General features: G+C 71.8%; 20 protein-coding genes. 12 read left to right on the plus strand and 8 right to left on the minus strand.

The genetic code is table 11. The annotated features are described in order from the left end of the window. Window positions 1-6: 6 nt before the first annotated feature. Together IEZ27_RS00800 and IEZ27_RS00805 are read right to left on the minus strand one after the other, a co-directional pair. Window positions 7-1,518 (minus strand): acyl-CoA synthetase, encoded by a 1,512-nt coding sequence (locus IEZ27_RS00800; protein WP_189645407.1) that lies wholly within the window; start codon window positions 1,516-1,518, stop codon window positions 7-9. Between the two features lie 87 nt (window positions 1,519-1,605). Further along, complete coding sequence (locus tag IEZ27_RS00805; protein ID WP_189645408.1) at window positions 1,606-3,771, minus strand: choice-of-anchor J domain-containing protein; 2,166 nt, start codon at window positions 3,769-3,771, stop codon at window positions 1,606-1,608. A gap of 523 nt (window positions 3,772-4,294) precedes the next feature. Between IEZ27_RS00805 and IEZ27_RS00810 the strand changes: the two genes are divergently transcribed. Beyond that, entirely contained in the window at window positions 4,295-4,492 is a 198-nt protein-coding gene (locus tag IEZ27_RS00810) for a hypothetical protein (RefSeq protein ID WP_189645409.1), read from the plus strand. A 169-nt stretch (window positions 4,493-4,661) separates the two neighbouring features. Continuing rightward, complete coding sequence (locus IEZ27_RS00815) at window positions 4,662-5,168, plus strand: hypothetical protein (RefSeq protein WP_189645410.1); 507 nt, start codon at window positions 4,662-4,664, stop codon at window positions 5,166-5,168. A gap of 660 nt (window positions 5,169-5,828) precedes the next feature. Here IEZ27_RS00815 and IEZ27_RS00820 read toward each other — a convergent pair. Genes IEZ27_RS00820 through IEZ27_RS00845 form a run of 6 tightly spaced genes read right to left on the minus strand, consistent with a single transcriptional unit; the run spans window position 5,829 to window position 10,200 of the window. Then, window positions 5,829-6,137 carry an LLM class flavin-dependent oxidoreductase gene (locus IEZ27_RS00820; protein WP_189645411.1) on the minus strand — a complete coding sequence of 103 codons (309 nt, stop codon included), beginning with the start codon at window positions 6,135-6,137 and terminating at the stop codon, window positions 5,829-5,831. Window positions 6,138-6,166: 29 nt separating this feature from the next. Then, window positions 6,167-6,925, minus strand: coding sequence for an aminotransferase class IV (locus tag IEZ27_RS00825; protein ID WP_125637648.1), 759 nt, complete (start codon window positions 6,923-6,925; stop codon window positions 6,167-6,169). A gap of 10 nt (window positions 6,926-6,935) precedes the next feature. Then, entirely contained in the window at window positions 6,936-7,958 is a 1,023-nt protein-coding gene (locus IEZ27_RS00830) for a hypothetical protein (RefSeq protein WP_189645412.1), read from the minus strand. Continuing rightward, window positions 7,955-8,431, minus strand: coding sequence for a SigE family RNA polymerase sigma factor (locus IEZ27_RS00835; RefSeq protein WP_189645413.1), 477 nt, complete (start codon window positions 8,429-8,431; stop codon window positions 7,955-7,957). Before IEZ27_RS00835 ends, IEZ27_RS00830 begins: the two co-directional genes overlap by 4 nt. Window positions 8,432-8,458: 27 nt before the next feature. After that, window positions 8,459-9,421, minus strand: coding sequence for an adenylate/guanylate cyclase domain-containing protein (locus IEZ27_RS00840; RefSeq protein WP_229823021.1), 963 nt, complete (start codon window positions 9,419-9,421; stop codon window positions 8,459-8,461). A gap of 29 nt (window positions 9,422-9,450) precedes the next feature. Continuing rightward, a complete protein-coding gene (locus IEZ27_RS00845) occupies window positions 9,451-10,200 on the minus strand; it encodes a FadR/GntR family transcriptional regulator (protein ID WP_189645414.1) in 750 nt (249 codons plus the stop codon). Between the two features lie 89 nt (window positions 10,201-10,289). Between IEZ27_RS00845 and IEZ27_RS00850 the strand changes: the two genes are divergently transcribed. The 10 genes from IEZ27_RS00850 to IEZ27_RS00895 all read left to right on the plus strand — a co-directional run bounded on the left by IEZ27_RS00850 (window position 10,290) and on the right by IEZ27_RS00895 (window position 23,585). Further along, window positions 10,290-11,783: an ABC transporter substrate-binding protein gene (locus IEZ27_RS00850; RefSeq protein ID WP_189645415.1), complete on the plus strand. Its 1,494-nt coding sequence runs from the start codon at window positions 10,290-10,292 to the stop codon at window positions 11,781-11,783. After that, complete coding sequence (locus IEZ27_RS00855; protein ID WP_125637643.1) at window positions 11,780-12,718, plus strand: ABC transporter permease; 939 nt, start codon at window positions 11,780-11,782, stop codon at window positions 12,716-12,718. The genes IEZ27_RS00850 and IEZ27_RS00855 overlap by 4 nt, the downstream gene beginning before the upstream one ends. Beyond that, a complete protein-coding gene (locus IEZ27_RS00860) occupies window positions 12,715-13,548 on the plus strand; it encodes an ABC transporter permease (protein ID WP_189645416.1) in 834 nt (277 codons plus the stop codon). The genes IEZ27_RS00855 and IEZ27_RS00860 overlap by 4 nt, the downstream gene beginning before the upstream one ends. Then, a complete protein-coding gene (locus tag IEZ27_RS00865; protein ID WP_189645417.1) occupies window positions 13,535-14,449 on the plus strand; it encodes an ABC transporter ATP-binding protein in 915 nt (304 codons plus the stop codon). The genes IEZ27_RS00860 and IEZ27_RS00865 overlap by 14 nt, the downstream gene beginning before the upstream one ends. Further along, window positions 14,418-15,266, plus strand: a complete 849-nt coding sequence (locus IEZ27_RS00870) for an ATP-binding cassette domain-containing protein (RefSeq protein ID WP_189645418.1) — start codon at window positions 14,418-14,420, stop codon at window positions 15,264-15,266. Before IEZ27_RS00865 ends, IEZ27_RS00870 begins: the two co-directional genes overlap by 32 nt. Further along, entirely contained in the window at window positions 15,263-16,441 is a 1,179-nt protein-coding gene (locus IEZ27_RS00875) for a M20 family metallopeptidase (protein ID WP_229823023.1), read from the plus strand. The genes IEZ27_RS00870 and IEZ27_RS00875 overlap by 4 nt, the downstream gene beginning before the upstream one ends. Next, window positions 16,441-17,562 (plus strand): P1 family peptidase, encoded by a 1,122-nt coding sequence (locus IEZ27_RS00880; RefSeq protein WP_189645419.1) that lies wholly within the window; start codon window positions 16,441-16,443, stop codon window positions 17,560-17,562. The genes IEZ27_RS00875 and IEZ27_RS00880 overlap by 1 nt, the downstream gene beginning before the upstream one ends. Then, on the plus strand, window positions 17,559-18,971 hold the full coding sequence (locus tag IEZ27_RS00885; protein ID WP_189645420.1) for an aldehyde dehydrogenase family protein: 1,413 nt from the start codon (window positions 17,559-17,561) through the stop codon (window positions 18,969-18,971). Before IEZ27_RS00880 ends, IEZ27_RS00885 begins: the two co-directional genes overlap by 4 nt. A gap of 106 nt (window positions 18,972-19,077) precedes the next feature. Beyond that, the gene (locus IEZ27_RS00890) at window positions 19,078-20,454 is read left to right on the plus strand and encodes a WD40 repeat domain-containing protein (protein WP_189645421.1); all 1,377 of its coding nucleotides are present in this window, start codon (window positions 19,078-19,080) and stop codon (window positions 20,452-20,454) included. Between the two features lie 59 nt (window positions 20,455-20,513). After that, the gene (locus tag IEZ27_RS00895) at window positions 20,514-23,585 is read left to right on the plus strand and encodes a chondroitinase family polysaccharide lyase (protein WP_189645422.1); all 3,072 of its coding nucleotides are present in this window, start codon (window positions 20,514-20,516) and stop codon (window positions 23,583-23,585) included. The last annotated feature ends 40 nt before the right edge of the window (window positions 23,586-23,625 follow it).

Consider the following 23,625-nt stretch of genomic DNA (forward strand, 5'->3'; position numbering starts at 1 on the left):
CCGTACTCAGAAGGCGTCGCGCAGTTCCCGCTTGAGCACCTTGCCGGAGGCGTTCTTCGGCAGCGCGTCCACGAACACCACGTTCTTGGGCGTCTTGAAGGGGGCCAGCCGCTCGCGCAGGAAGGCGTTCAGCTCGGCGGCGGTCAGCCCGGCGCCCTCGCGCAGCACGACCGCGGCCGTCACCGCCTCGATCCACCGCTCGTCCGGCACGCCGAACACGGCCGCCTCGGCGACCGACGGATGCTGGTAGATGACCTCCTCCACCTCGCGGCTCGCCACGTTCTCGCCGCCGGACTTGATCATGTCCTTCTTCCTGTCGACCACCGACAGGTAGCCGTCGGCGTCCATGACGCCGAGGTCCCCGCTGTGGAACCAGCCGCCGCGGAAGGCCTCGGCGGTCTTGTCCGGGTCGTCCCAGTAGCCGAGCATGGCGTGCGGGCTGCGGTGGACGATCTCGCCGACCACGCCCGGCGCGACCGGCCGGTCCTCGTCGTCGACGATCCTGGTCTCGACGTTGAGCGCGGGACGCCCGGCCGAGCCCAGCCGGGTCAGCTGCTCCTCCGGCCGCAGGATGGTGGCCAGCGGGGCCATCTCGGTCTGGCCGTAGAAGTTGAACAGGCGCACGTCCGGCAGCCGGGTCGAGATCTCCTTCAGCACCTCGACCGGCATGATGGAGGCGCCGTAGTAGCCCTTGCGCAGCGAGGACAGGTCACGGCGGTCGAAGTCGGGGTGGCGCAGCAGGCCGATCCACACCGTCGGCGGGCAGAACAGCTTGGTCGCGCGCTCACCCTCGATGGTGGCCAGGATCGAGGCCGGGTCGGCGCCGGGCAGGATGAGGTTCGTGGCGCCCAGGTAGATGCCGGGCGTCAGGAAACAGTGGAGCTGGGCGCAGTGGTAGAGGGGCAGCGCGTGCACCTCGACGTCGTCGGAGCTCATCTCGCCGTCCACGACGCAGCTCACGTACTGGGCCAGCAGGCTTCCGCTGGACAGCGTGGCGCCCTTGGGGCGGGACTCGGTGCCGCTGGTGTACATGAGCTGGATCGGGTCGTCGTCGGCGATCTCCACCTCGGGCTCGGCGTCGTCGCCGCGCCAGCCGGCGAAGGACTCCCAGCCCTCGGCCGCGCCGATCACGCCGCGCACCCGTACGGCCGGCCCGGCCGCGGCCTCGGCCACCGGCAGCAGCGCCTCCTCCACCAGCATCCCGGTCGCGCCCGAGTGCTCCAGGATGTACGCCACCTCGCGCGGGCCCAGCATGAAGTTGATCGGCACGGAGATCGCGCCCAGCCTGGCCAGCGCGAAGTAGGCCAGCACGAACGCGTGGTTGTTATGGCTGAACAGGGCGAACCTGTCGCCCTTGGTCACGCCCCGGGCGGCCAGCGCGTTGGCCGTGCGGTTGACCTCACGGTCGAGGTCGGCGTAGCTCTGGCGGATGTTGCCGTAGATCACGGCGGTCTTCGCGGGGAACCTGGCGGCCGACCGCCGCAGGAGGTCACCGATCGTGTGCTGGCGCGTCGTCATGCTGGGCACCCCCATGCCGAATGATGTTCGGCGATCGTACCCGAAGGAGGCGGCGCCCGCCGAGACCCCGGCGGGCGCCTTTCCGGCTCACCCAGGCTGGGTGACGCCGTTGACCTTCAGCGTGTACGGCGCGTACTGCTGCACCTGCTCGGTGGGCTCGTCATAGGCCACGATCGCGACCACGGACGGGAACACCGCGAACGGCGCGAGCTGCAGCCGGTTGAGGTTGATCGTGCCCTTGCCGTCGAACTGGGCCTGCAGCACCACCGAGTGCCGCTCGTCCAGGCCGACCAGGCGCACGTTCCAGTTGCTGACCGGCGTCGGGGAGATCTCGGTCGGGGAGTCGAACGGCTCCAGGCTGGACCCGTCGCTCACCGACGTCGCGCCCACCGTGACGTCGTCGATCTTCCAGCCGCCCTCGTTGACCCCGCCGTCGCTCACGTACTGGAAGCCGACCAGGATCTCCTTGCCCGCGTAGGCGGACAGGCTGTAGCTGTGCGGCTCGAACCCGGTGGTGGTGCCGTTGACGGCCGGGCCGAGCGGGCCGGCGGTCGTCCGGTCGCCCGGGATCGCGGTGTAGGTCTTGCCGCCGTCCGCCGAGACGATCACGTAGCCGTAGTCGAAGCCGGACTCCGCGCCGTACTTGGCGAGGAAGCGCAGCGTCGGGTCGGCGGTGGGGACCGTCACGCGGCTGACCGCGGCGACGTTGAGGTTGCTGGCGTTGCCCGACCACAACACCGCGTTGCCCGCGCGGTCGGGATCGTCGGAGACGACGGTCCAGGCCAGCGGGATCGGCGGCAGCGTCTTGGCGCCGGCGAACGACAACGACTGCGGCGCCGCCCCGCCGGGCTTGCGGATCTGCACGTAGTCGGCGCCGTTCGGAGCCGCGCCCGGGGTGTTGTACGCGGCCGGGTTGGCCAGGTTGACCGTCGAGTTCAGGCTCGCGGTCGTCACCCGCTTCTTCGGCACGCCCAGCACCACGCCGCGGTCCCCGACGACCTTGTCCACCAGAACCATGGTCTGGTAGTCGTGGATCGCCTGGTACAGGTTCGTCTTCCCGAGCGCGGCCTTGACGCTGGCCAGGCCCTGGAGGGCGCCGTCACGGTGCAGCTTGGACAGGAAGTCCGCGCCGTACCGGTCGTACAGGAACAACATGAACGAGTACGCGTTGCCGTAGTCGGCCAGCACCGCGTCCGGGTTGCCGCCGTCGCCCCACAGGTTGAGCGAGTTCTGCGGGCCGCCGCAGTTGCGCGGGTTCGGGTTGTACGGCGTCTGCACGATGCCGAAACCCTGGAAGCAGTTGATGTGGTTGTCGAACCCCTTCTCGAACACCGTCGCCTTGGGGTTGCCGTAACCCGTCACCGAGATCGCGAAGTCCGACAGGCCCTCGTTCATCCAGGTGGTCTCGAGCGGGTCGGTGTAGTAGTGCAGCAGGTGCTGCCACTCGTGGGCGAAGACGCCCTCGTACTGGAAGGGCCGGGCCGAGCGCGAGGTGCACACGTCGGAGGTCGGGTTGTCGGGTGGGTTCGCGCCGGTCCTGTGCAGCCAGTCGAACGCGTCGATCGTCATCACGTTGCGGTCGAGCAGCTCGTTGTACTGCGAGGAGAAGAAGCCCGCGATGTAGGTGGTCGCGGCCGGGAAGGTGTAGTAGTTGTCGTCCCGGACGTTGTCGATCAGCGTCACCGTACGGTCGCCGGCGCCGGTGTAGACGCCGCCGTTGCCGTTGGCGTCGGGGCCGAGCGTGGCGTTCGTGCCGTCCCGGTCCGGCGGCGTGCTGAAGGTCGCGGTCTCCTTCGGGAACATGTTCGTGTCGAACTGCTGCACCAGGTTGGAGACCTGGGCGTCGGTGATCTCCGTCGTCCCCGGCACCTGCATGCGGCAGTCCCCGGCCGGGAAGGCCAGGTCGTTGGCGACCCAGACCTCGATCTTGTTGCCGACGCCGCGCAGCGTGTAGTCCTTGCGGTACAGGCGGCCGTTGTAGTCGTCGGTGGCCAGCCACTGCCGTACGGTGCCGACCGGCGGGGTCTCGGCGGCGGCCTTGGCCTTGGCCCCGGCCCTGGCCTCGTACTTGGCGGGAACCTTGACGGGCTTGCCGTCGAGCGTGAAGTCCTTGCGGGTGAGCTCCTTGACGTCGCTCGGCGGCTGGGCCGCCGAGGCGGCGGCCGGTGTGGATTCGGCCGACGCGGGTGACGCGGTCAGCGCAGGTAGTAAGAGAAGTGCGGCAGCGATTCCGATGATTCGGGTGCGCGCCATTGAACCCCCTAGCTATGGGTGTTGCCCGGATGGAACAGGGGTGACATCCGGTAATTACCGGAACCCGATTGGCGCGCGCAATAGGGGCATTTGCCAACAAAACGCAGCGGAATTGGCGATCACATCGTGACGGCCGGCCGCCGGTAGGACTCCAGCCGCCGGTCCAGGTCGTAGGTGTTCATCGTGACCAGCACCTCCTCGGCCCCGGCGACCTCCACCAGCGACCCCACCACGCGGCGATCGACTCACCCGGCACGAGCGTGGGTGAAGGCAGGCCCGCCACCGATTGTCTGAACTGGCGAAGGGGGCTGTCAGACAATCGGCGGTCCGCCGAGACTGAGGACTCGCCGGTGACACGGCGGATGTCGATGCAGCCGCTGACCTGGGCGGGGCTGTGAACTGCCTGTTCCTGTTCAGGCCGGAACACGGGGACAGGCGGCGACCCCGCGTTGTGCACTGGACTTTGTGTCCGCCCCGGACACGGACCGGAGATCACCCATCAAGAGTGACGAAAGGTGACAGCATGACCAAGACGATGCTCAAACTGGCTGCGATCGGGCTCCTGACCGCAACCGGACTCGCCCTGACCGCCGGCCCGGCAGCCGCCAAGGACGACTACTATCCCGGCGGCGGCACGGTCGCCCCGATGGGCGACGACTTCTGGCCCCACAGCGGAGGGGTCGCCCCGAAGGACGACTACTACCCCGGCGCCGGCGGGTGAGCCCCGGGGCGGAGTTTCGATCTGCGCGTTGAGCGCGATGACAGAATGCCGGCACCGCCGCTCGAGACGCAGCGGTGGTTCATCGCCCAGGAAAACGCGTGCGCTCGACCTGGATGTCGCGCCGTGTGGCAAGAAGGCTTCGGGAAATGACCTTTCGGGAGGCGGTTTCATGCCCAAACTCAGGGCCAGATTTGCAGCGCTTGTCGTGGCGATTCTTGCCACTCTCTCAGTCGTGACTCCTGCTGCAAGTGCGGCCGACAGCGGCGAGTGGAAGACGTACGGCCCCTACAGTTTCGTGTTCGATCTTCAGAGCAGAACGTGCATGGTCTCCATCTCCGGCGGCGCCACCTATGAGGGGTCCTGCGCGGCAAGCGGCACGAGGGGACGTTGGCACGTCCGCTACAACACGGTCACCCATCTGGTCGCACTCCACAACGTGGCCTATGACACCTGCCTGAACGTCGACAGCAACTTCAAGGTCACCACCGGTGGCTGCAGCAGCGTCTGGACCCAGGGGTTCAACGAGGAAAAGATCTCGTCCGGCACCAGCCAACACAGTGGCCGATACATGTACCACCCGCTGGCGGACGCGAGCAAGTGCCTCGTGAGGGGCTGGCGCATCGGATCCTGCAGCGATACGGGCGCCGTATATTATCAATACTACAATGCCCCGTAGGTCACGTTCATAGCTTTCCGCGTCAAAGGCCCCGGTATCGTGTGATGCCGGGGCCTTTTGTTTCTCACCTCAAGGAAGCCTTGTGCTGTCGGGCCGACGGCAACCTGGAGCGGGAACGGCCGTCGCGATTCTTGCGCCATCGAACGGCACCTTGAAAAAACGTAGAAGGAGCCCGGCGCCGAGTAACACCTTCCGCCGGCATCTTCCCGTGCAAGCTGTGTGCTCAGCGCCGCCTTCACGCCTCTTCCCTACGCATGGCGCCTCAGTCCGTGTCGGGCGCCGTGAATGGTGGCGACGCGCAGTACATGCATACGGGGAGAATGTCCTGTCTACCGCAGTCGGGACAGCGGTAGTACCTGTCCTTCGATCGGGCTCTCTGCCAGAACGCGACCACCACAGCGACGCCTACCACCGAGAGCAAGCTGATGCCCGGGACCATGAGCGCTCGCGCCGCTGCCGTCTCGACCAATCCAACCCACGCGATCAATCCCGTGAACGCGAAGATGGCGGGCTTGTAGATGGTGCGCTTCCGCTCGGGTTCGGCGGCCGGCTGGAGCGTGATCGGCGTCGCGCTGAGCGACTCCCACAACATTCCGCATTCGGAGCATCGCCATGGCTCCGCCGTGTCGGCATTGTCGGGGCGGGCGCACCGGTGGGTGGTCAAGGACGTCCTTCGCGTGGGGGTGTCGGCAGATTGGTCTGATCTGCGTCGCGCCACTCAAGCCGAGCACCGGCGCTTCTCGCGATGACCGTGTGGGCCAGGTCGGCGGCGTCCTGGTTGTGGCGACGGTCGGCACGGGCCGGCGCCGCCCCCGCCGCGCCGGGCACGCTGTGGTGCTCGGCCACCCGGACCCGGTGGTAGCCCGGCTCCTCGGCCTGCCGGGCCAAGGCGACGGTGTCGCGCAGGGAGGTGGCCGCGTCAGAGCCCTGACACAGGAGCGAACGGTCGAGAATCGAGTACAGGGTCACGCCTGCGTGCAACGCCGGACGGCCCGGGATCAATCCAGCGGGTCCCACGGGAGGGCGTCGTAGAAGGCGAGCAGCCGGGCCAGCGTCTCCGCGTCCTGGCGCAGCGGCACGCCGTCGACCTCGCCGACGGCGACCACGCCATGGGAGTTGCACAGGAACACCAGGTCGAAGCCCGGCAGGTCGGCGACCCGCAGCGGGCGGCGTTCCTGGGGCACGTCCAGGTCCTCCAGCAGGCGCATGGCGGTGCCGTGCAGCATGGGGGCGTCCGGCCACAGGAGGCGGCCGCCGGACAGGCAGCCGACGTTGGTGATCGCGCCCTCGCTGATCAGGCCGTCGCCGGTGGTCAGCAGTGCCTCGTCGAAGCCCAGCGGCCCGGCGGCGCGCCGGATGTGCGCCTGGGCGAACCCGGCCGCCTTCTTGATGTGCGGCAGGTATCGCTGGTAGGCGACGGCCGTGACGCGCTGCGGGCGGGCCGAGACCTCCGTGGGCGGGGCGGCGGTGGCCACCACCCGCGGGCGGCCGTCGTGCTCGACGACATAGACCCGCACGCCCGCGTCGCGCAGGTCGTCGCCGAGCACGGCCCGGATCGAGCCGAGCACCGCCGCCCGGTCGAGCGCGGCGCCGAACACCTCCAGGTTGGCCGCGGCCAGCCGGTCCAGGTGGTGGGCGAGCCCGCGGGTGCGCCGGTCCCTGACCTGCATGGCGGTGAAGTGCCCGTAGCGGGCCTCCAGCGCGAAGCGCGCGTCGGCGTCCACCGCCCTGCCCTCGACCACCGCTCGTACGATCACGGGAGCGACGTTACCCCTTGCGGTAGACGGCCACGGACCAGCGGACCGGGCGGTTGGTGTCCGGGCCCATGATGCCCGCCCTGACGGTGACCTTCACCGGCTTGCCCGCGGGGACGCGGAACTCGTTCATCGCCATCGGATACGGGCCGCTCTCCCACTGGCCGCAGGTCGCGGTCACCTCGCCGCCCTCCCCGCCCTCGATCAGGTACGTGAACCGCATCCGCGGTGCCAGGTCACCGGCGCAGAGCGCCTCGATGCCGATCCGGCCGCCGTCGCCCCCGGGCGTGACCGTGAACGTCCTGTCCTGAGGCCACACCAGTTGCCGGGTGGCGGCGGCCAGGTCCCAGCGTGCCAGCCGCTTGGGAAAGGGCTTCAGAGGCCCGGGCTCGACCGGTCGGTCGGGCGGGGTCCATTCGTAGACGGCCAGGCTCCAGACCGCCTGGTCGGGCTTCTGAGTCACGCACGGCCCGTCCTTGCTCTTGCGTACGCACCCCCAGCCCCTGGTGGCCGTGTCGAACGTGACGGTGACCTGGCCGGCTCCGCCGGGCACGACGAGCGGGACCAGCTCCATGTCCTTCGGGCACGGGGAGAAGGACCGGGAGGCCACGGCGTCGCCACCGGTCACGGAGATCGCCGGCGGCTTGGCCCTGGGGCCGCCCTCGCACAGCGCGGCCACGTCCAGCGGCTTGCCCGAGACCGGGATCGTGACCGACGCCTTCGTCGTCTTCTCCGTCCTGACCGTCGCCGTGGCCAGCCGCCGGTAGCCGGTGCCGTCGCGGGCGGTGAACCGTTCCGGCAGCTCGCGCGCCGCCTTCACGGCCGAGGTCGCCGCCTCCTGCGGGGGCGCGGCGTCCCCCGGCAGCAGGGAGAACACGGTCACGGCCGCCGCCACCGCCGCGGCGGCGGCCGTCAGGCCCCTGCGCCGCCGGGTCCGGCGCACGCGGCGGCGGATGTGCTCGTGGCGGGCCGGGTTCGCCGGCGCGGGACCCTCGGCCCGCTCCCGCAGCACGTCACGCAGGTCCTGCACGCTCATCGGTACTCCTTCACGATCGACTCGTCCACGCGCAGCTTGGCCAGCGCCTTGGCGGTCTGGCTCTTGACCGTCCCGTCCTGGCACCCGAGGATCCGCGCCACCTCCTGCACCGTCAGGTCCTCGTAGAAACGCAGCACGATCACCGCGCGCTGCCTGGCGGGCAGCCTGCCCACCGCCTCCCACAGCTCGTCGGGCCCGTGCCGATCGGCCTTGGCGCCCTTCTCGGGCAGGGCGTCGCTCGGCAGCTCCGTACGCCAGCGCCGCCGCCACCACGACGTGTACGTCGTCACGAGCACGCGCCGCACGTACGCCTCGGGCTCGTCGATGCGCGGCCAGGCGAACCACGCCTTGGCCAGGGACTCCTGCAGCAGGTCCTCGGCCGTCCCCCAGTCATGGGTCAGCAGGTACGCGGTCCGCAGCAACCGCTCGGACCGGGAGGCCACGAAGTCGTGGAAGAGCTTTCTGTCAGGCACACCGGTACTGACGCATCGTCGGCGACGTCAGGTTGCCCCGGCGCGCATGATCGTGAAGGGCGCCAGCTCGCCCAGGCCGCGCACCGACAGCCGGTCGACCGCGCGCAGCAGGAAGGCCCGATCGCCCTCCAGCTCCTCGGCCAGCTCGGGGTCGGCCAGGATCGTTCCAGGGAGGGAGAGCGCGGTGAGCCGGCTGGCCAGGTTGACGGTGGTGCCGAACACGTCGCCCATACGCCAGATCACCGGACCGGCGGCCAGGCCGACCCGCAGCTCCGGCATGTCCCGGCCGCGGTGGGTCTCCACCAGGCGCAGCGCGATCTCGGCCGCCACGTGCGACTTGTCGGCCACGAACAACACCGAGTCGCCGAGCGTCTTGACCACCCGCCCGCCCGAGGAGGTCACGATGTCGGCCGAACGCCCCTCGAACCTGTCGACCAGCCTGGCCAGCTCGGTCGCCGTGATCTGCCTGCTGAGCCGGGTGAAGGCCACCAGGTCGGCGAAGCCCACGGCCATGCGTACGGAGCTCATGTCCTGGTCGGCGAGGCGGCCGGCGGCGGCGGCGAGCTGGCGCCGCCAGGCGTAGACCAGCAGCCGCGCCAGGTCGGGCACCACCAGCTCGGCCCGCCGGCGCCAGGCCCGCGGACGTTCGGCCAGCGGCACGCCCGACTGGTCGAGCGCCTCGGCGCCGAGCTCGGCCTGCGACTCGGCGAGCCGGGCCGTCGCCCGCCCGATCGAGCGGGCCATCAGCAGCATGTGCTCCTCGTCGTAGGCGCCGGAGCTGACCATCGAGAGCATGGTCCGCAGCGCCTCGACGTCGGAGTCGGTGAACTCGACCGCGTCGTCGGCCACGTTGGCGAACCCCAGCGCGCGCCACAACCGGCGCGCGCGGTAGACCGGCACGCCCGCCATGTGGGCCACCTGGCTGCTGGTGTAGCGGCGCGGCTCGCGCAGGAACGCCTCCGCAACCCCGTCCCCATCCTCGCGCGACACGCGTGCAACATAACACCCTGTGGCGGGCGTCACTCCAGGAGGGCGCGCAGGGCGGAGCGTTCGGCGTCGGGCAGGTGGACGGCGTAGTAGTCGTACATGGACCGGCGGAGCAGGCGCGCGGCGGCGGCGCCGTCGCCCTCGCGCACGGCGGCCAGCACCTCCTCGTGGTGCCGGATGCTGCGCCGCATCAGCGACCCGCGGTCGGGCGCGTCGGCGATCTTCCCGGCGATCAGGTCCAGCACGACCGAACGGACCACGTCGGTGCAGACCTGGATCAGCTTGTTGCCGCCGGCCGCCACGATCACGTCGTGGAAGGCCACGTCGGCGGCGCTGAAGGCGTCGTGGTCGGAGGCCAGGGCCGCGCGCATGCCGGCGATGGCCGCCTCCATCTCCGCGACCTGCTCCTCGGTGCGCAGCCGCGCGGCCAGCAGCACGGCCGAGGAGTCGAGCACCATCCTGAACTGCACCAGCTCGGCCAGCGACAACTCGGCCACCCGCGCCAGCGTGGTCATCGACTTGTGTAATGCGGCGGGGGAGAACGGCAGCACCTCGGCGCCGTTGGGATCGCCCGGCCGGGAACGTACCAGGCCGCGCGCCTGGAGCACCCGCAGCGCCTCCCGTACCGTGGAGCGCCCCACCGAGAACTGCACCATCAGCTCGCGCTCGCTCGGCAGCCGCGCCCCCGGGCCGAGGGCCCCGCTCTCGATGGCCTCCTCGACCTGTTCCACGACCCGCTCGTAGGCGCGTACGGCCCGCACCGGCTCGAACCGTGCACCCATGGGAAGCCCCCTTGACCCGAGCCGTCACCGACTGGCAATGTGCGTAGCCTACTGGTCAGACCAGTGCACTAGCCAGGAGGCTGTAAGACATGAGGCGAATCGGAATCTGGATCGCCGTGGGCGGTCTCCTGCTGGTCACAGCCGCCTGCGGCGGCGGTTCCGGCGGTTCCGGCACCGGAGGCACCCCCAAGGCGCAGTCCTTGTCCGTCGGATTCGTGGCCGAGCCGGCCAACCTCGACTTCACCGCCACCGAGGGCGCGGCCATCCCGCAGGCGCTGCTCGTCAACGTCTACGAGGGCCTGGTCAAGCTCGACCAGGACGGCACGATCAAGCCGCTGCTCGCCGAGAAGTGGACGGTCTCCGACGACCGCAGGACCTACACCTTCACCCTGCGCAAGGGCGTCACGTTCAACGGCGGCGCGCCGTTCACGGCCGACGACGTCGTGTTCTCCCTCGACCGGGTCAGGACGGACTGGAAGCTCAAGATCAAGGCCCAGTTCGACGTCATCGACAAGGTGGCCAAGACCGACGACACCACGGCCGTCGTCACGCTCAAGCAGCCGAGCAACGGCTTCCTCTACGCCCTCGCCACCCGCCTCGGCGCGATGTTCAGCCGTACCGGGGTGGCCGACCTGGCCAACAAGCCGGTCGGCACGGGGCCGTACACGCTGGGGGCGTGGAAGCGCGGCGAGTCGATCCGGCTCGACGCCAATCCCTCGTACTGGGGCACCAAGCCCGCGTTGTCGGCGATCACGCTGAAGTACTTCAAGGACGCCACGGCGATGAACAACGCGCTGCTGACCGGCGGCATCGACGTGATCTCCAGCGTGCAGGCGCCCGAGTCGCTGCAGCAGTTCGCCGACCCCAACCGGTTCCAGACGGTCGAGGGCACCACCAACGGCGAGGTCGTGTTGTCGATGAACAACGCCCGGCCGCCGTTCGACGACGTCAAGGCCCGCCAGGCGGTCCGGTACGCGATCGACCACAAGGCCCTGCTGGACACCGCCTGGGCCGGACGCGGGCAGCTCATCGGCTCGATGGTGCCGCCCACCGACCCCTGGTACGAGGACCGCACCGGCGACTACCCGTACGACCCGGCCAAGGCCAAGGAACTGCTGGGCGGCAAGACGCTCACCGTCAAGATGCGCATCCCCAACCTGCCGTACGCGGTGGCGAGCGCGCAGGTGGTGAAGTCGCAGCTCGCCCAGGTGGGCATCACGGCCGACATCGAGCCCCTGGAGTTCCCGGCCCGCTGGCTGGATGTGGTCTTCAAGCAGGGCGACTATGACCTTTCCATCATCAACCACGTCGAGCCCCGCGACTTGGGGATTTTTGCCGATAAGTCGTATTACTTCCATTACGACAACCCCGAGTTCGCCAAGCTCCTCGCCTCCGCCGACTCCGGCACCGAGCAGCAGCAGACCGACGACCTCAAGAAGGCCGCCAAACTGCTGTCCGACGACGCCGCCGCCGACTGGCTGTTCCTGTTCCCCAACCTGATCGTGGCGAAGAAGGGCGTCACCGGGCTGCCGAAGAACGCCATCGCGGAGTCCTTCGACTTCACCGGTCTCGCCAAGCAGTGACGCTCTACCTGCTCAAACGGCTGGCGGTGCTGATCGCGAGCACCGCCGTGGCCGCCGTCGCGGTGTTCGCGTTCATGGCCCTGCTGCCCGGCGACCCGGCCGAGATCGCGCTCGGCGTCAACGCCACCCCCGACGCGGTCGCCGCGCTGCGCGCGCAGTACGGCACCGACCGGCCGCCGGTCACGCAGTTCCTCGACTGGTTCGGCGGCCTGGCCCACGGCGACTTCGGCACCTCCTACGTCACCAGCTCGCCGATCGGCCCGCAGATCGGCGACCGGCTCGGCGTGACGGCCGTGCTGGTGCTCGGCGGCATGGTGCTGGCGCTGGTCGTCGCGGTGCCGCTCGGCACGTTCGCCGCCGTGCGCCACCGCAACCCGCTCGGCGCCGCCGTCAGCGCGCTCAGCCAGGCCGGCATCGCCGTCCCCGCCTTCCTCGCGGGCATCCTGCTGGTGTACGTGTTCGCGGTGAAGGCGCAGGCGCTGCCGTCCGGCGGGTACGTCCCGATCGCCGACAGCCCGCAGGAGTGGCTGCGCTCGCTGCTGCTGCCGTGGCTCTCGCTCGGGCTCGTCCAGGGCGCCGTGCTGACCCGCTACGTGCGCAGCGCCGTGCTCGACGTCATGCGCGAGGACTACCTGCGCACCGCCCGCGCCAAGGGCCGCGGCAGCACCGGCGCCCTGTGGCGGCACGGCCTGCGCAACGCCTCGATCCCCGTCGTCACCGTGCTCGGCCTGCAACTGGCCACCCTGCTGATCGGGGCGGTCGTGGTCGAGCGCGTCTTCGTCCTGCCGGGGCTCGGCGACCTGCTGCTCAACGGCGTGGCCGGGCGCGACCTGCTGCTCGTCCAGGGTGTGGTGATGGTGCTGGTGGCCGCCGTCCTGCTGATCAACTTCGTGGTGGACGTGACCTACCACCTGCTCGACCCGAGGCTGCGATGAGAGGCCGGCCGAACGCCTCGCTCCTGACCGGCGGCGTGCTGGTCGGGCTGGTGGCGCTGGCCGCGCTCGTCTCGTTCGTCTGGACGCCGCACGACCCGACCCTCGTCGACGCCGCCCGCAAGCTGCGCGACCCCGGCGGCGGCTACCTGCTCGGGGCCGACAAGTTCGGCCGCGACACCCTCAGCCAGCTCATGGTCGGCGCCCGCACCACCCTCTACGTCGGCGTCGTGGCCGTCGGCATCGCCGCCGTGCTCGGCGTGCCGCTCGGCGTGGTCGCCGGGATGACGCCGCGCGGCTGGCTGTCGGAGCTGATCATGCGGGTCAACGACCTGGTGTTCGCCTTCCCGGCGCTGCTGCTGGCCGTCATGCTGGGCGCGGTCTACGGGGCGGGCACGCTCACCGCGATGATCGCGATCGGGGTGGCCACCGTGCCGGCGTTCGCGCGGGTGGCCCGCGCCGCGACGCTCCAGGTCATGGTGACCGACTACGTCCTCGCCGCGCGCGCCGCCGGCCGCCGCCGTCCGGCGATCGCCGTACGGCACGTGTTGCCGAACATCGCGTCCGTGCTGATCGTGCAGGCGTCGGTGTCGTTCGCGATCGCGATCCTGGCCGAGGCGGCGCTGTCGTTCCTCGGGTTCGGCACCCGGCCGCCGACCCCGTCGTGGGGGCGGATGTTGCAGGAGTCGCAGGAACTGCTCTTCTCGACCCCGCGTCTCGCGCTCTGGCCCGGCCTGGCGATCGCGCTGGCCGTCCTCGGGTTCAACCTGCTCGGCGACGGGCTGCGCGACCACCTCGACCCCAAGCTCAGGAGGCTGCGTGCTGACGGTTGAGGGACTGACCGTACGGGCCGACGGGGTGGAGCTCGTCCACGACGTGTCGTTCGCGATCGCGCCCGGCGAGCGGGTCGGGCTGATCGGCGAGTCCGGGTCCGGCAAGTCGCTGACCGCGTTGTCGCTCATGGGCCTGCTGCCCGAGGGCGTCACCGCCTCGGGCGCGGCCCGGCTCGGCGCGCGCGACCTGGTCGGCGTACCCGAGAAGCGGCTGAAGGACCTGCGAGGGCGCGAGTTGTCGATGGTCTTCCAGGAGCCGATGACCGCGCTCAACCCGCTCATGCGCGTCGGCGCCCAGGTCGCCGAGGTCATGACCCTGCACGGCGTCTCCCGCGCGGAGGCCGGGCGGCGAGCGCTCGCCCTCCTCGAACGCGTCCGGCTGCCCGAGCCGGCCCAGATCGCCCGCGCGTACCCCCACCAGCTCTCCGGCGGCCAGCGGCAGCGCGTCATGCTCGCCATCGCCCTGGCCAACGAGCCCGGCCTGCTCATCTGCGACGAGCCCACCACCGCGCTCGACGTCACCGTGCAGAAGCAGATGCTGGAGCTGATCGCCGAGGTCGCGCCCGCGCTGCTGTTCATCACCCACGACCTGGCGGTCGTCGCCTCCGTCTGCGAACGGGTCATCGTCATGTACGGCGGCCGCGTCGTCGAGACCGGCCCCATCCGCGAGGTCTTCACCCACCCCCGCCACCGCTACACCGAGGGCCTGCTGGCCGCCTCCCGGCTCACCCCGCGCGGCACCAGGCTCCCCACCATCAAGGGCAGCGTGCCGCCCGCGGGCGCCTTCCCCGAGGGCTGCGTGTTCGGCAACCGCTGCCCGCACGCCACCCCGCGATGCGACACCCCGCCGGCGCTGACAGGAGACGGCCATGCCCACGCATGCTGGCACCCCGCCGATTGAACCGCCGTTCGAGCCGCCGGGGGTGGCGCCGGGCGGGCCGCTGATCGAGGCCCGCGCCCTCAGCCGCGTCTACCGCCGCCCCCGCACCTCGCTCACCAGGTCGGGCGCGGCCGTCCACGCGCTGCGGGAGGTGTCGCTGACCGTCCACCGCGGCGAGCGGTTCGGCATCGTCGGCGAGTCCGGCTCCGGCAAGTCCACGCTGCTGCGTCTGCTGTGCGGCCTCGACCGGCCCACCTCCGGCACCGTCGCCTTCGACGGGCGGGAGATCACCGGCCTGCCGGAGCGGCGGCTGCGTTTCCTGCGGGAGAACCTGCAGATCGTCTTCCAGGACCCGATGAGCTCGCTCGACCCCCGCATGCGGGTGCGCGACCTGGTGGCCGAGCCGCTGGTCGCGCTCGGCCTGCCGGTCGGTACGCGGGTGGCCGAGCTGCTGGAGGAGGTCGGCCTGCCCGCCTCGGCCGCCGACCGGTACCCGCACCAGTTCTCCGGCGGGCAGCGGCAGCGCATCGCCATCGCCCGCGCCCTCGCGCCCCGGCCGAAGGTGCTGGTCGCCGACGAGCCCGTGAGCGCCCTGGACGTGTCCGTACGCGGCCAGATCCTCAACCTGCTCGCCGACCTGGTGGACGAGCTGGGCCTCACCCTCGTGTTCGTCTCGCACGACCTGTCGGTGGTACGGCACGTGTGCGAGACCGTGGCCGTCATGAGCGGCGGCGAGATCGTCGAGACCGGCCCGGTGGACGACGTCTGGGCCGCGCCACGCCACCCCTACACCCGCGACCTGCTGCGGGCCGTACCGACCCTGGAGGGATTGTTGTGATCGACGTCGACGCGCGGGGAGTCGTGGAGTTCACGCAGGCCCTGGTGCGCATCCCCAGCACCAACGACCCGGCCCGCGGCCGCAGCGAGCGGCCCGCCGCCGACCTGGTCGAGGCGAAGATGCGCGAATGGGGCTGGGACCCCGTCGTCCACGAGGCCGCCCCCGGCCGGCCCAACGTCGTCGCGGTGGTCGAGGGCGGCGGCGGCGACGGGCCGACGCTGATGTTCGAGGGCCACACCGACGTCGTCACCGAGGGCGACCTGTCCACCTGGACCGTCGACCCGTTCGGCGGCGAGATCCGCGACGGGCGGCTGTGGGGGAGGGGCAGCGCCGACATGAAGTCCGGCCTGGCCGCCACCCTCTACGCCACCCGCGCGCTCCAGCTCGCCGGCCCGTTCCCCGGCCGGATCAAGGTGTGCGCGCTGGCCGACGAGGAGGGCCTGATGATCGGCGCCCACCACTTCGTCTCCGCCGGGCTGGCCGCCGGCGTGGACGGCGCGATCGTCGCCGAGCCCGAGGCCGGGGAGATCTGCGCGGTGGCCAAGGGCGCGCTGCGGCTGCGCGTCGACCTCACCGGCAAGATGGCCCATGGCGCGATGCCGCAGCACGGCCGCAACCCCGTCCAGGCGGTCGGCACGCTGTTGGTCGCCCTGCGCTCCCTCCAGCAGGAGCTCCAGGAACGCCATCCGGCCCACGAGCACCTCGGCGAGGTGTACGTCACCCCGACCGTCGTACGCGCGGGCACCGAGGAACAGGTCAACGTCATCCCCGCCACCGCGTCGGTCTTCGTCGACGTACGGACGATCCCCGGGCTGGAGCACAAGGTCGTGGCCGACCGGGTGGCCGCCCTCGCCGGCGGCGACGGGATCGAGGCGTCGGTGTCGGTCCTGGTGGACCGGCCGCCGGTGGACGTGCCGGTGTCCGACCCGGTGGTGGCCGCCCTGGCCGCGGCGCACCGTACGGTGACGGGGGAGGAGCCGGTCTACGGCGGCGTGCCGGGCTCGACCGACGGGACCGTGCTGACCCATTGGGGCGGCATCCCCTCGGTCGTGTACGGCCCCGGCGGCAAGTGGATCGCCCACCAGGCGGACGAGTACGTCGAGGTGGCGGAGATCGTCCGGTGTACCCGCGTCTTCGCCGAGGCGGCGCGGCGCTTCCTCCACCGGGACTTCTGATGCGCCCCGGGCCGACGAACTCCCTCGTCGACGTCGCCGGGCTGCGCGTCGGGCACGCGCAGCGGGTGGGGGGCGGGTACCGTACCGGCACCACGGTGGTGCTGGCGCCGCCCGAGGGCGTGGTGGCCGGGGTGGACGTACGCGGGGCCGCGCCCGGCACCCGCGAGACCGAGCTGCTCGACCCGCGCAACCTGGTCGAGCGCGTGCACGCCGTGGTGTTGTCGGGCGGCAGCGCGTACGGGCTGAGCGCGGCGTGCGGGGTGATGGAACGGCTGGCCGACGCGGGGATCGGGTTCCCGGTGGCGGGCGGGGTCGTGCCGATCGTACCGGCGGCCGTCATCTACGACCTCGGCCGCGGCGGCGACTTCCGCGCCACCCCCGACGCCACCCTGGGCACCGCTGCCTACGACGCCGCCCACCCCACCATTCCCCCTCTCCAAGGGACGGTCACTCTCCACGGCGGTGCGGCCCGCGCGGGCGGCCCCGCTCCCTTCCGAGGGACGGTCACCAACGGCGGCGCCGCCCGGTTCGCGACCGCGCCCGCCGTGGCCAGCGGGTCCATCGGGGCCGGGACCGGCGCGCTGGCGGGCGGCCTGGCCGGTGGCGTCGGGACCGCCAGCGCCGTCCTGCCCGGCGGCGTCACCGTGGCCGCCCTGGCCGTCGTCAACGCCGCCGGATCCGTCCTCGACCCCGCCGGCGCCACCCTCGCCGGCATCCGTTACGGCCTGCCCGGCGAGTTCGACCACCTCCGCCTCCCGGCCGCCGCCGAGGCCGAAGCGTGGCGCCCGGACAAGGTCACCTCGTTCAACACCACCATCGGCGTGGTCGCCACCGACCTCACCCTCACCAAGGCCCAATGCGGCAAACTGGCCGGGGTGGCCCACGACGGCCTGGCCAGAGCCATCCGCCCGGCCCACACCATGGTCGACGGCGACACCGTGTTCGGCCTGGCCACCTGCGCCCGCCCGGCCCCCGGCCCCGACGGGCTGCAGGACGTCCTGGCCGCCGCGGCCGACGTGTTCAGCCGGGCGGTGGCCCACGCCATGCTCGCCGCCACCGGCCGCGAGGACGCGCCCGCGTACCTCGACGTGTTCCCGAGCGTTCTAGGGGGAGACAGATGACCTGGCCGGACGGGCTGCCCATCGGGGACGGATGGGTCACGACCGAGGACACCACCGAGGTGATCTTCCCCTACGACGGCTCCGTGGTGGCCCGCGCCCCGCTGGGCACCCCGGCCCACGCCGCCCGCGCCCTGGAGGAGGCGCTGACGGCCGCGCCCGCCATGGCCGCGCTGCCCTCGCACGCCCGCCGCGCCGCGCTCATGGCCGCGCACGACGCGCTGGCCGCCCACCGCGAGGAGTTCGAACGGCTGCTGGTCATGGAGACCGGCAAACCGCTGGTCGACTGCCGCGTCGAGGTGGCCAGGACGCTGCTCACCCTGGCCACGTCCGCCGAGGAGGTCGCCAGGCTGCACGGCGAGACCGTGCCACTGGACCTGCTGCCGTCGGGGGAGGGGCTGGTCGGGTTCTGGACGCGGCGGGCGATCGGCGTCGTCGTCGGGATCACCGGCTTCAACTACCCCCTGCTCCTGGCCGCCCACAAGATCGCCCCGGCGGTGGCGGCGGGCTGCCCGGTGATCGTCAAGCCCGCCCCGGCGACGCCCCTGGCCACGCTCCGGCTGGTGCACCTGCTCCGCGAGGGCGGCCTGCCGCCCGCCGGGGTCCAGCTCGTCACCGGGGACGTCGAGGTCGGCCGTACCCTGGTCGAGGACCGGCGGATCGGCGCGGTCTCCTTCACCGGCTCGGCCGCCGCCGGGCATGCCATCGCCCGCGCCGCCGCCCCCACCAAGACGCTGCTCGAACTCGGCTCCAACGCCGCCCTCGTGGTCGCCGCGGACGCCGACCTGGAGGCCGCCGCCGACGCCGTCGTACGCGGCGGCTACTACGCCTCGGGGCAGGCGTGCATCGCGGTGCAGCGGGTGCTGGTGGAGGAGCCCGTACGGGAGGAGTTCCTGGCGCTGCTGGCCGCCCGCGTCAAGGACGTCGCCGTCGGCGACCCGCGCCTGCCCGAGACCCGCGTCGCCCCGCTGATCGACCCCGCCGCCACGGACCGCGTCCTGGAGTGGATCGCCGCGTCGGGGGCCGAGGTGGTCGCGGGCGCGGTGCGCGAGGGGCGGGCGATCGCGCCGACGGTGCTCTCCGGCGTGCCCGACGGCACGGCGGCGTGGGACGAGGAGATCTTCGGCCCGGTGGTGTGCGTACGGTCGGTGCCGGGGCTCGACGCCGCCTTCGAGGCGGTCAACCGCTCCCGCTACGGGCTGCACGCCTCCGTCTTCACCCGCTCGCTGGCCACGGCTTTCACCGCGATCGACCGCATCGAGGCCGGGGGCGTGGTGGTGAACGAGGTACCCGGCTTCCGGGCCGACAACATGCCGTACGGCGGCGTCAAGGATTCGGGCACCGGCCGCGAGGGCCCGAGGTTCGCCATTGAGGAATTGACGGTGACCAGAATGGCGATCATCCGCCCCTGACGATCACTGTAGGGTGGCGCCGGACTGCGAGGAGGCGCGTGCCTTGGCTGAACGGACGGACGAGTCGGCGGTTGCCCCGCGTGGGCGCGGTGGAAGGGCCCTCGTCGTGCTCGCCGCCCTCCTGGGCGTCGCTGTGGCGGGCACGGGCACGGCCTGGTGGCGTGAGCACGAGGAGGCGCGGGCCCAGGAGCGGGTCGCGCTGGCCCACCGGCTGGCGCTGCACGCCGCCGAGCTTCGCGGGGACGATCCGGTCAAGGCTCGCGATCTCGGCCTGGCCGCTCTGGGCGTCCACGCCGACGACCAGACCCGCGGCGGGCTGACGGACACCCTCCTCCTGTGGCGCAGGGACGATCTCTGGCTGCGCGGCCCCGACGGCGCCTGGCACGCCGAGGTGAGTGGCGACGGGCGCCTCGGCCTCGTCGCCGGGACCGAGAAGGCCGAGGTCTGGGATCTCGGCTCCGGGAGAGCGGTCGCGCTGGACGGCCCCGGGGGCGCCGTGGAGTCGCTGGCGCTCTCCTTCGACGGGCGCACCGCGCTGACCGGAGCCGACGACGGCGCCACGACCGTGTGGGATCTCACCGATCCGGCTCACCCGGCCCGGCGGGCGACGTTGCCGGGTGTGGCGGCGAAGGGGCCGCTCGACGACGTCCAGGCCCTGGCGGTGAGCCGGGACGGCCGGGTCGCCGCGGTGGCGGACTTCGCCGGAAACCTGCTGGTGTGGGACCTGGCCGTACGGGACCACCCGGTCCGGCGCTCGGTCACCGTCGTCCACGGCTCCCGGACGGAGGACCTCGAACTGAGCGGTGACGGCGGGACGGCGGTCACCACGACCGACCGAGGCCCGGTGGCGATCTGGAACCTGGCGGATCCGGCGCATCCGGTGAAGACGGCCGAGCTGACCCCCGCGATCTACACCGGCACCGCGGCCGCCCTGAGCGGTGACGGGCGCGTCCTCGTCGTCGCGCGGCGCGACCCGGGGGCGGACTGGCGGAGCCAGGCGGACGTCTGGACGCTCGACGACCCCGCCCGTCCGGCCCGTACCGCCGTCATCGAGCTGCCTCCGGCGGACATGCTCGACGTGGCCCTCACGCCCGACGGCGCGACCGCCCTCCTGGCGGGGTCCAACGGCAGCGGAGCGCTCTGGGACCTGTCCGTTCCCTCGCGGCCCGTACGGCTGGCCGGGTTGCGCGGGTACCCGTCGGAGGTCAGGGGGGTGGCGCTGAGCGACGGCGCCCGCGTCGCGCTGATGGCCGCCCCTGGCAGCACCACCTTCTCCGTCTGGGACCTCGGCGACCTGCGGCAGGTGGCCGCCGACCCCGAGCGGGTCCTGTGCGACGACGGCCCCCGGTCACTGAGCAGGACGGACTGGGACCGCTTCACCGGCGGCGCGGACCCCTCGGATCTCGGTGGCCCCGGCGGCGTGGACCCGTCGGATCTCGGTGGCCCCGGCGGCCGGGACGTGAGCCTCTGCGCCTTCCGGTGAGGGTAACGGTTTGACGAGATGTCTTTACCTTCCGGCATCGGTCACGTTGGATGGCGCGCATGGTGGAGATCACGCGCAGAACGGTGTTCAAGGCAGGTGCGGCAAGCGCTTTCCTCGCGGCCGGCGGCCCGGGGACGGCGGCCCTCGCGGCGGGCGGGCCGGCCGGCGAGGGGCTGGAGCAGCGGGCCATGGCGATGGACCCGCCGGTGTTCCTGCTGGAGAGCGCGGTCCCGCCGCACTTCACGGCGAGCTCCGGCTCCACGTTGTCGATCGGCGACCAGGTCGCCGTCTGCGGGACCAGGTCGCTGCGCTGGGAGCACGCGAGCCGCGACGTGATCACCGTACGGGCGCCGCTGCGCTGGGCCCCGGACCCCTACCGCCTCGGCGACGACCAGGCGTGGCAGGGGCTGGTGGACGCGTTCTGCGTGTGGGTGCACAACGCCGAGCCGGTGGACGACGTGCTCAGGTTCGAGTTCGGCCGGGGTGAGCGTACGGACCTGTGGTTCGAGTTCCGGCTCGGGTTCAGCGGGTGGCGTACGGCGTGGGTGCGGTACGCGTACGACATGCACGGGCGCCCGCACCCCGACATGGACACCCTGCGGATCATCGCCCCCCGCCGCGCCGGGACCCTGCACCTCGACCAGCTCATGCTGAACGTGCCGCTGCGCCCCGACGCCCCCTGCCGTGACCACCAGCTCCCCGGCATCGCCCCCGAGGGCGACGAGTACGACAACCAGCACTGGCAGGCGCTCCACCGCTTCGACCGGCTCCTGGCCACCGTCGAGCCGGACCCGTCGCCCCCGACCGCCGAGGAACTGGCCTCGCTGCGCGCCCTGCACACCCGCTACCACGACGAGTACCTGATCGCCCAGGTCAAGCCGGACGTGCCCGGCCTGACGGCCCAGGTGGCCGCCCTGGAGGGCCGTCCCACGCACGCCTACCAGGCGCAGATCTACCCGGTGGAGATCGCCGCCGAGCTCAAGGCGTTCGTGAACCCGGTCACGCTGCGCGCCTGCACCGACCTGATGAAGACCCTCGCCCAGGCTTACCAGGCCACCCCCGCCGACCGCCCCGCGCTGGCCGCGCTCTACCTGCGCATGGTCGCCCACCTGCGGGAACAGGGCTGGACGAAGGGAAGCTGCCAGGGCACCATCCACCACCTCGGCTACGACGCCCGCGGCCTGTACGACTCCGTCTACCTCATGCGGGACGCCCTGCGCGAGGCGGGGGAGTTCGAGCGGGTACGCGCCGACCTGGAATGGCTGAGCGGACTCGGCCGGATCTTCCGCGGTTTCGGCTTCCGGATGGCCCGCGGCAGCATGATGGACCTGTACAACACCACGGTCCGCGGCATGCTGGCGGCCGTGCTGCTGCGCGACGGCGAGGCCGGGCAGGTGGCCTACCTGCGGGCGCTGCGCGACTGGCTGAACGCCACCCTGCTGCCCACCGACGGCATCCAGGACGGGATCAAGCCGGACGGCACGGCCTTCCACCACGTCGGCTTCTTCCCCGACTACGTGCGCGACGGCTTCAGCGGCCTCGCGCCGCTGGTCTACGTCCTGCACGGCGGCTCGTTCGCGATCTCGGCGCAGGCGTACGGCTGGTTGCGCAAGGCACTGCTCATGCAGCGCGTCTACGCCAACAAGAACCACTGGCCGATCTCGATCAGCGGTCGGAACCCCAGCGGCGCCACCGCGCTGTCGATCGTGCCGTTCGAGTGGCTCGCCCCGATCGACGATGAGATCGCCGCCGCCTTCCTGCGCCTGCTGCCCGGCAACCCGACCCAGCGGCAGAAGGAGCTCGCGGCCCGCCTCGACGCCCGCGGCATCACGCCCGAGCCGGCCCCATCCGGCGCCTGGGCGCTCAACTACGCCGCGCTGGCCGTGCAGCGCCGCGACGAATGGCAGGTCACCGTACGCGGGCACAACCGCTACCTGTGGAGCACCGAGATCTACGTCGGCGCCAACTGGTACGGCCGCTACAACACCTACGGCCAGATCCAGGTCCTGCACCGCGGCTCCCCGGTCACCAACCAGGACAGCGGCTACGCCCAGCCCGGCTGGGACTGGAACCGCCGCCCCGGCACGACGGTCATCCACAAACCGCTCGAAAAGCTCAAGGGCGACCTGACCGGAGCCATCGAGGAGATGCTGCTCACCGACTCCCGCTTCGCCGGAGCCTGCACCATCGACGGACGGAACAGCATGTTCGCCATGGACCTGCACGGACACCCCAAGTACGACGGCAGCCACCGGGCCCGCAAGTCGGTGTTCCTGTTCGACGACCGCGTCGTGGCCCTGGGCACCGGCATCACCAACGACGACACCGCCGACGAGACCGAGACCACCCTCTTTCAGACCCGGCTGCCCGCCAGGAACACACCCACGGTCGTGGACGGCACGGCGGTCACGGCCTTCCCCCACGAACAGCTCGACGGCGGGTCGCGCTGGCTGCTCGACGACAAGGGCATCGGCTACTACCTGGCGTCCGGGCAGAAAGTGGCGCTGACCCGCTCGGCCCAGACCTCCCGCAACAACGCCACCGAAGAGCCCACCGGCGGAGACTTCGCCACAGCCTGGATCAGGCACGGCACCGCGCCATGCGACGGGACGTACGAGTACGCGATGGTGGTGAACGCCACCGCCGAGCGCATGGCCGGCTTCGCCGACGCGATGGGGGACGCCGCGCGGGCGCCGTACCGGGTGCTGCGTGCCGACACCGCCGCCCACGTCGTACGGGACCGCGACACCGGCATCACCGGTTACGCCGTGTTCGAGCGCACTCGTCTGGAAGGTCTGGTACGCGAGGTCGACACGCCTTCGATGCTGCTCGTCCGAGAAGAAGGCGAGACGGTCGTCCTCGCGGTCTGCGATCCGGACCTGCGCCTATACGGCGGCATCGACCACGACCAGTACGAGAAGGGCCGGTACGTCGGGCACTACAGCCCGTGGTCGCGTCCCTGGCTGGCGAGCCCCAGCCACCCGCACCGGCTGCGGGTGACCCTGGACGGACACTGGCGGGCCGACGCCGGCCAGCCGTGCCGGGCCAGGGTCACCGGGCCGCACACGGTCCTGGAGTTCGAGACCGCGCACGGCCGGCCGCTACAGGTACACCTGAAGCCCGCGACGTAACACGGACAGGTGCACCTGAAGCCCGCGAACCGACCCCGGG

It is taken from the genome of Nonomuraea spiralis (assembly GCF_014648435.1).
GTDB lineage: Bacteria > Actinomycetota > Actinomycetes > Streptosporangiales > Streptosporangiaceae > Nonomuraea > Nonomuraea spiralis.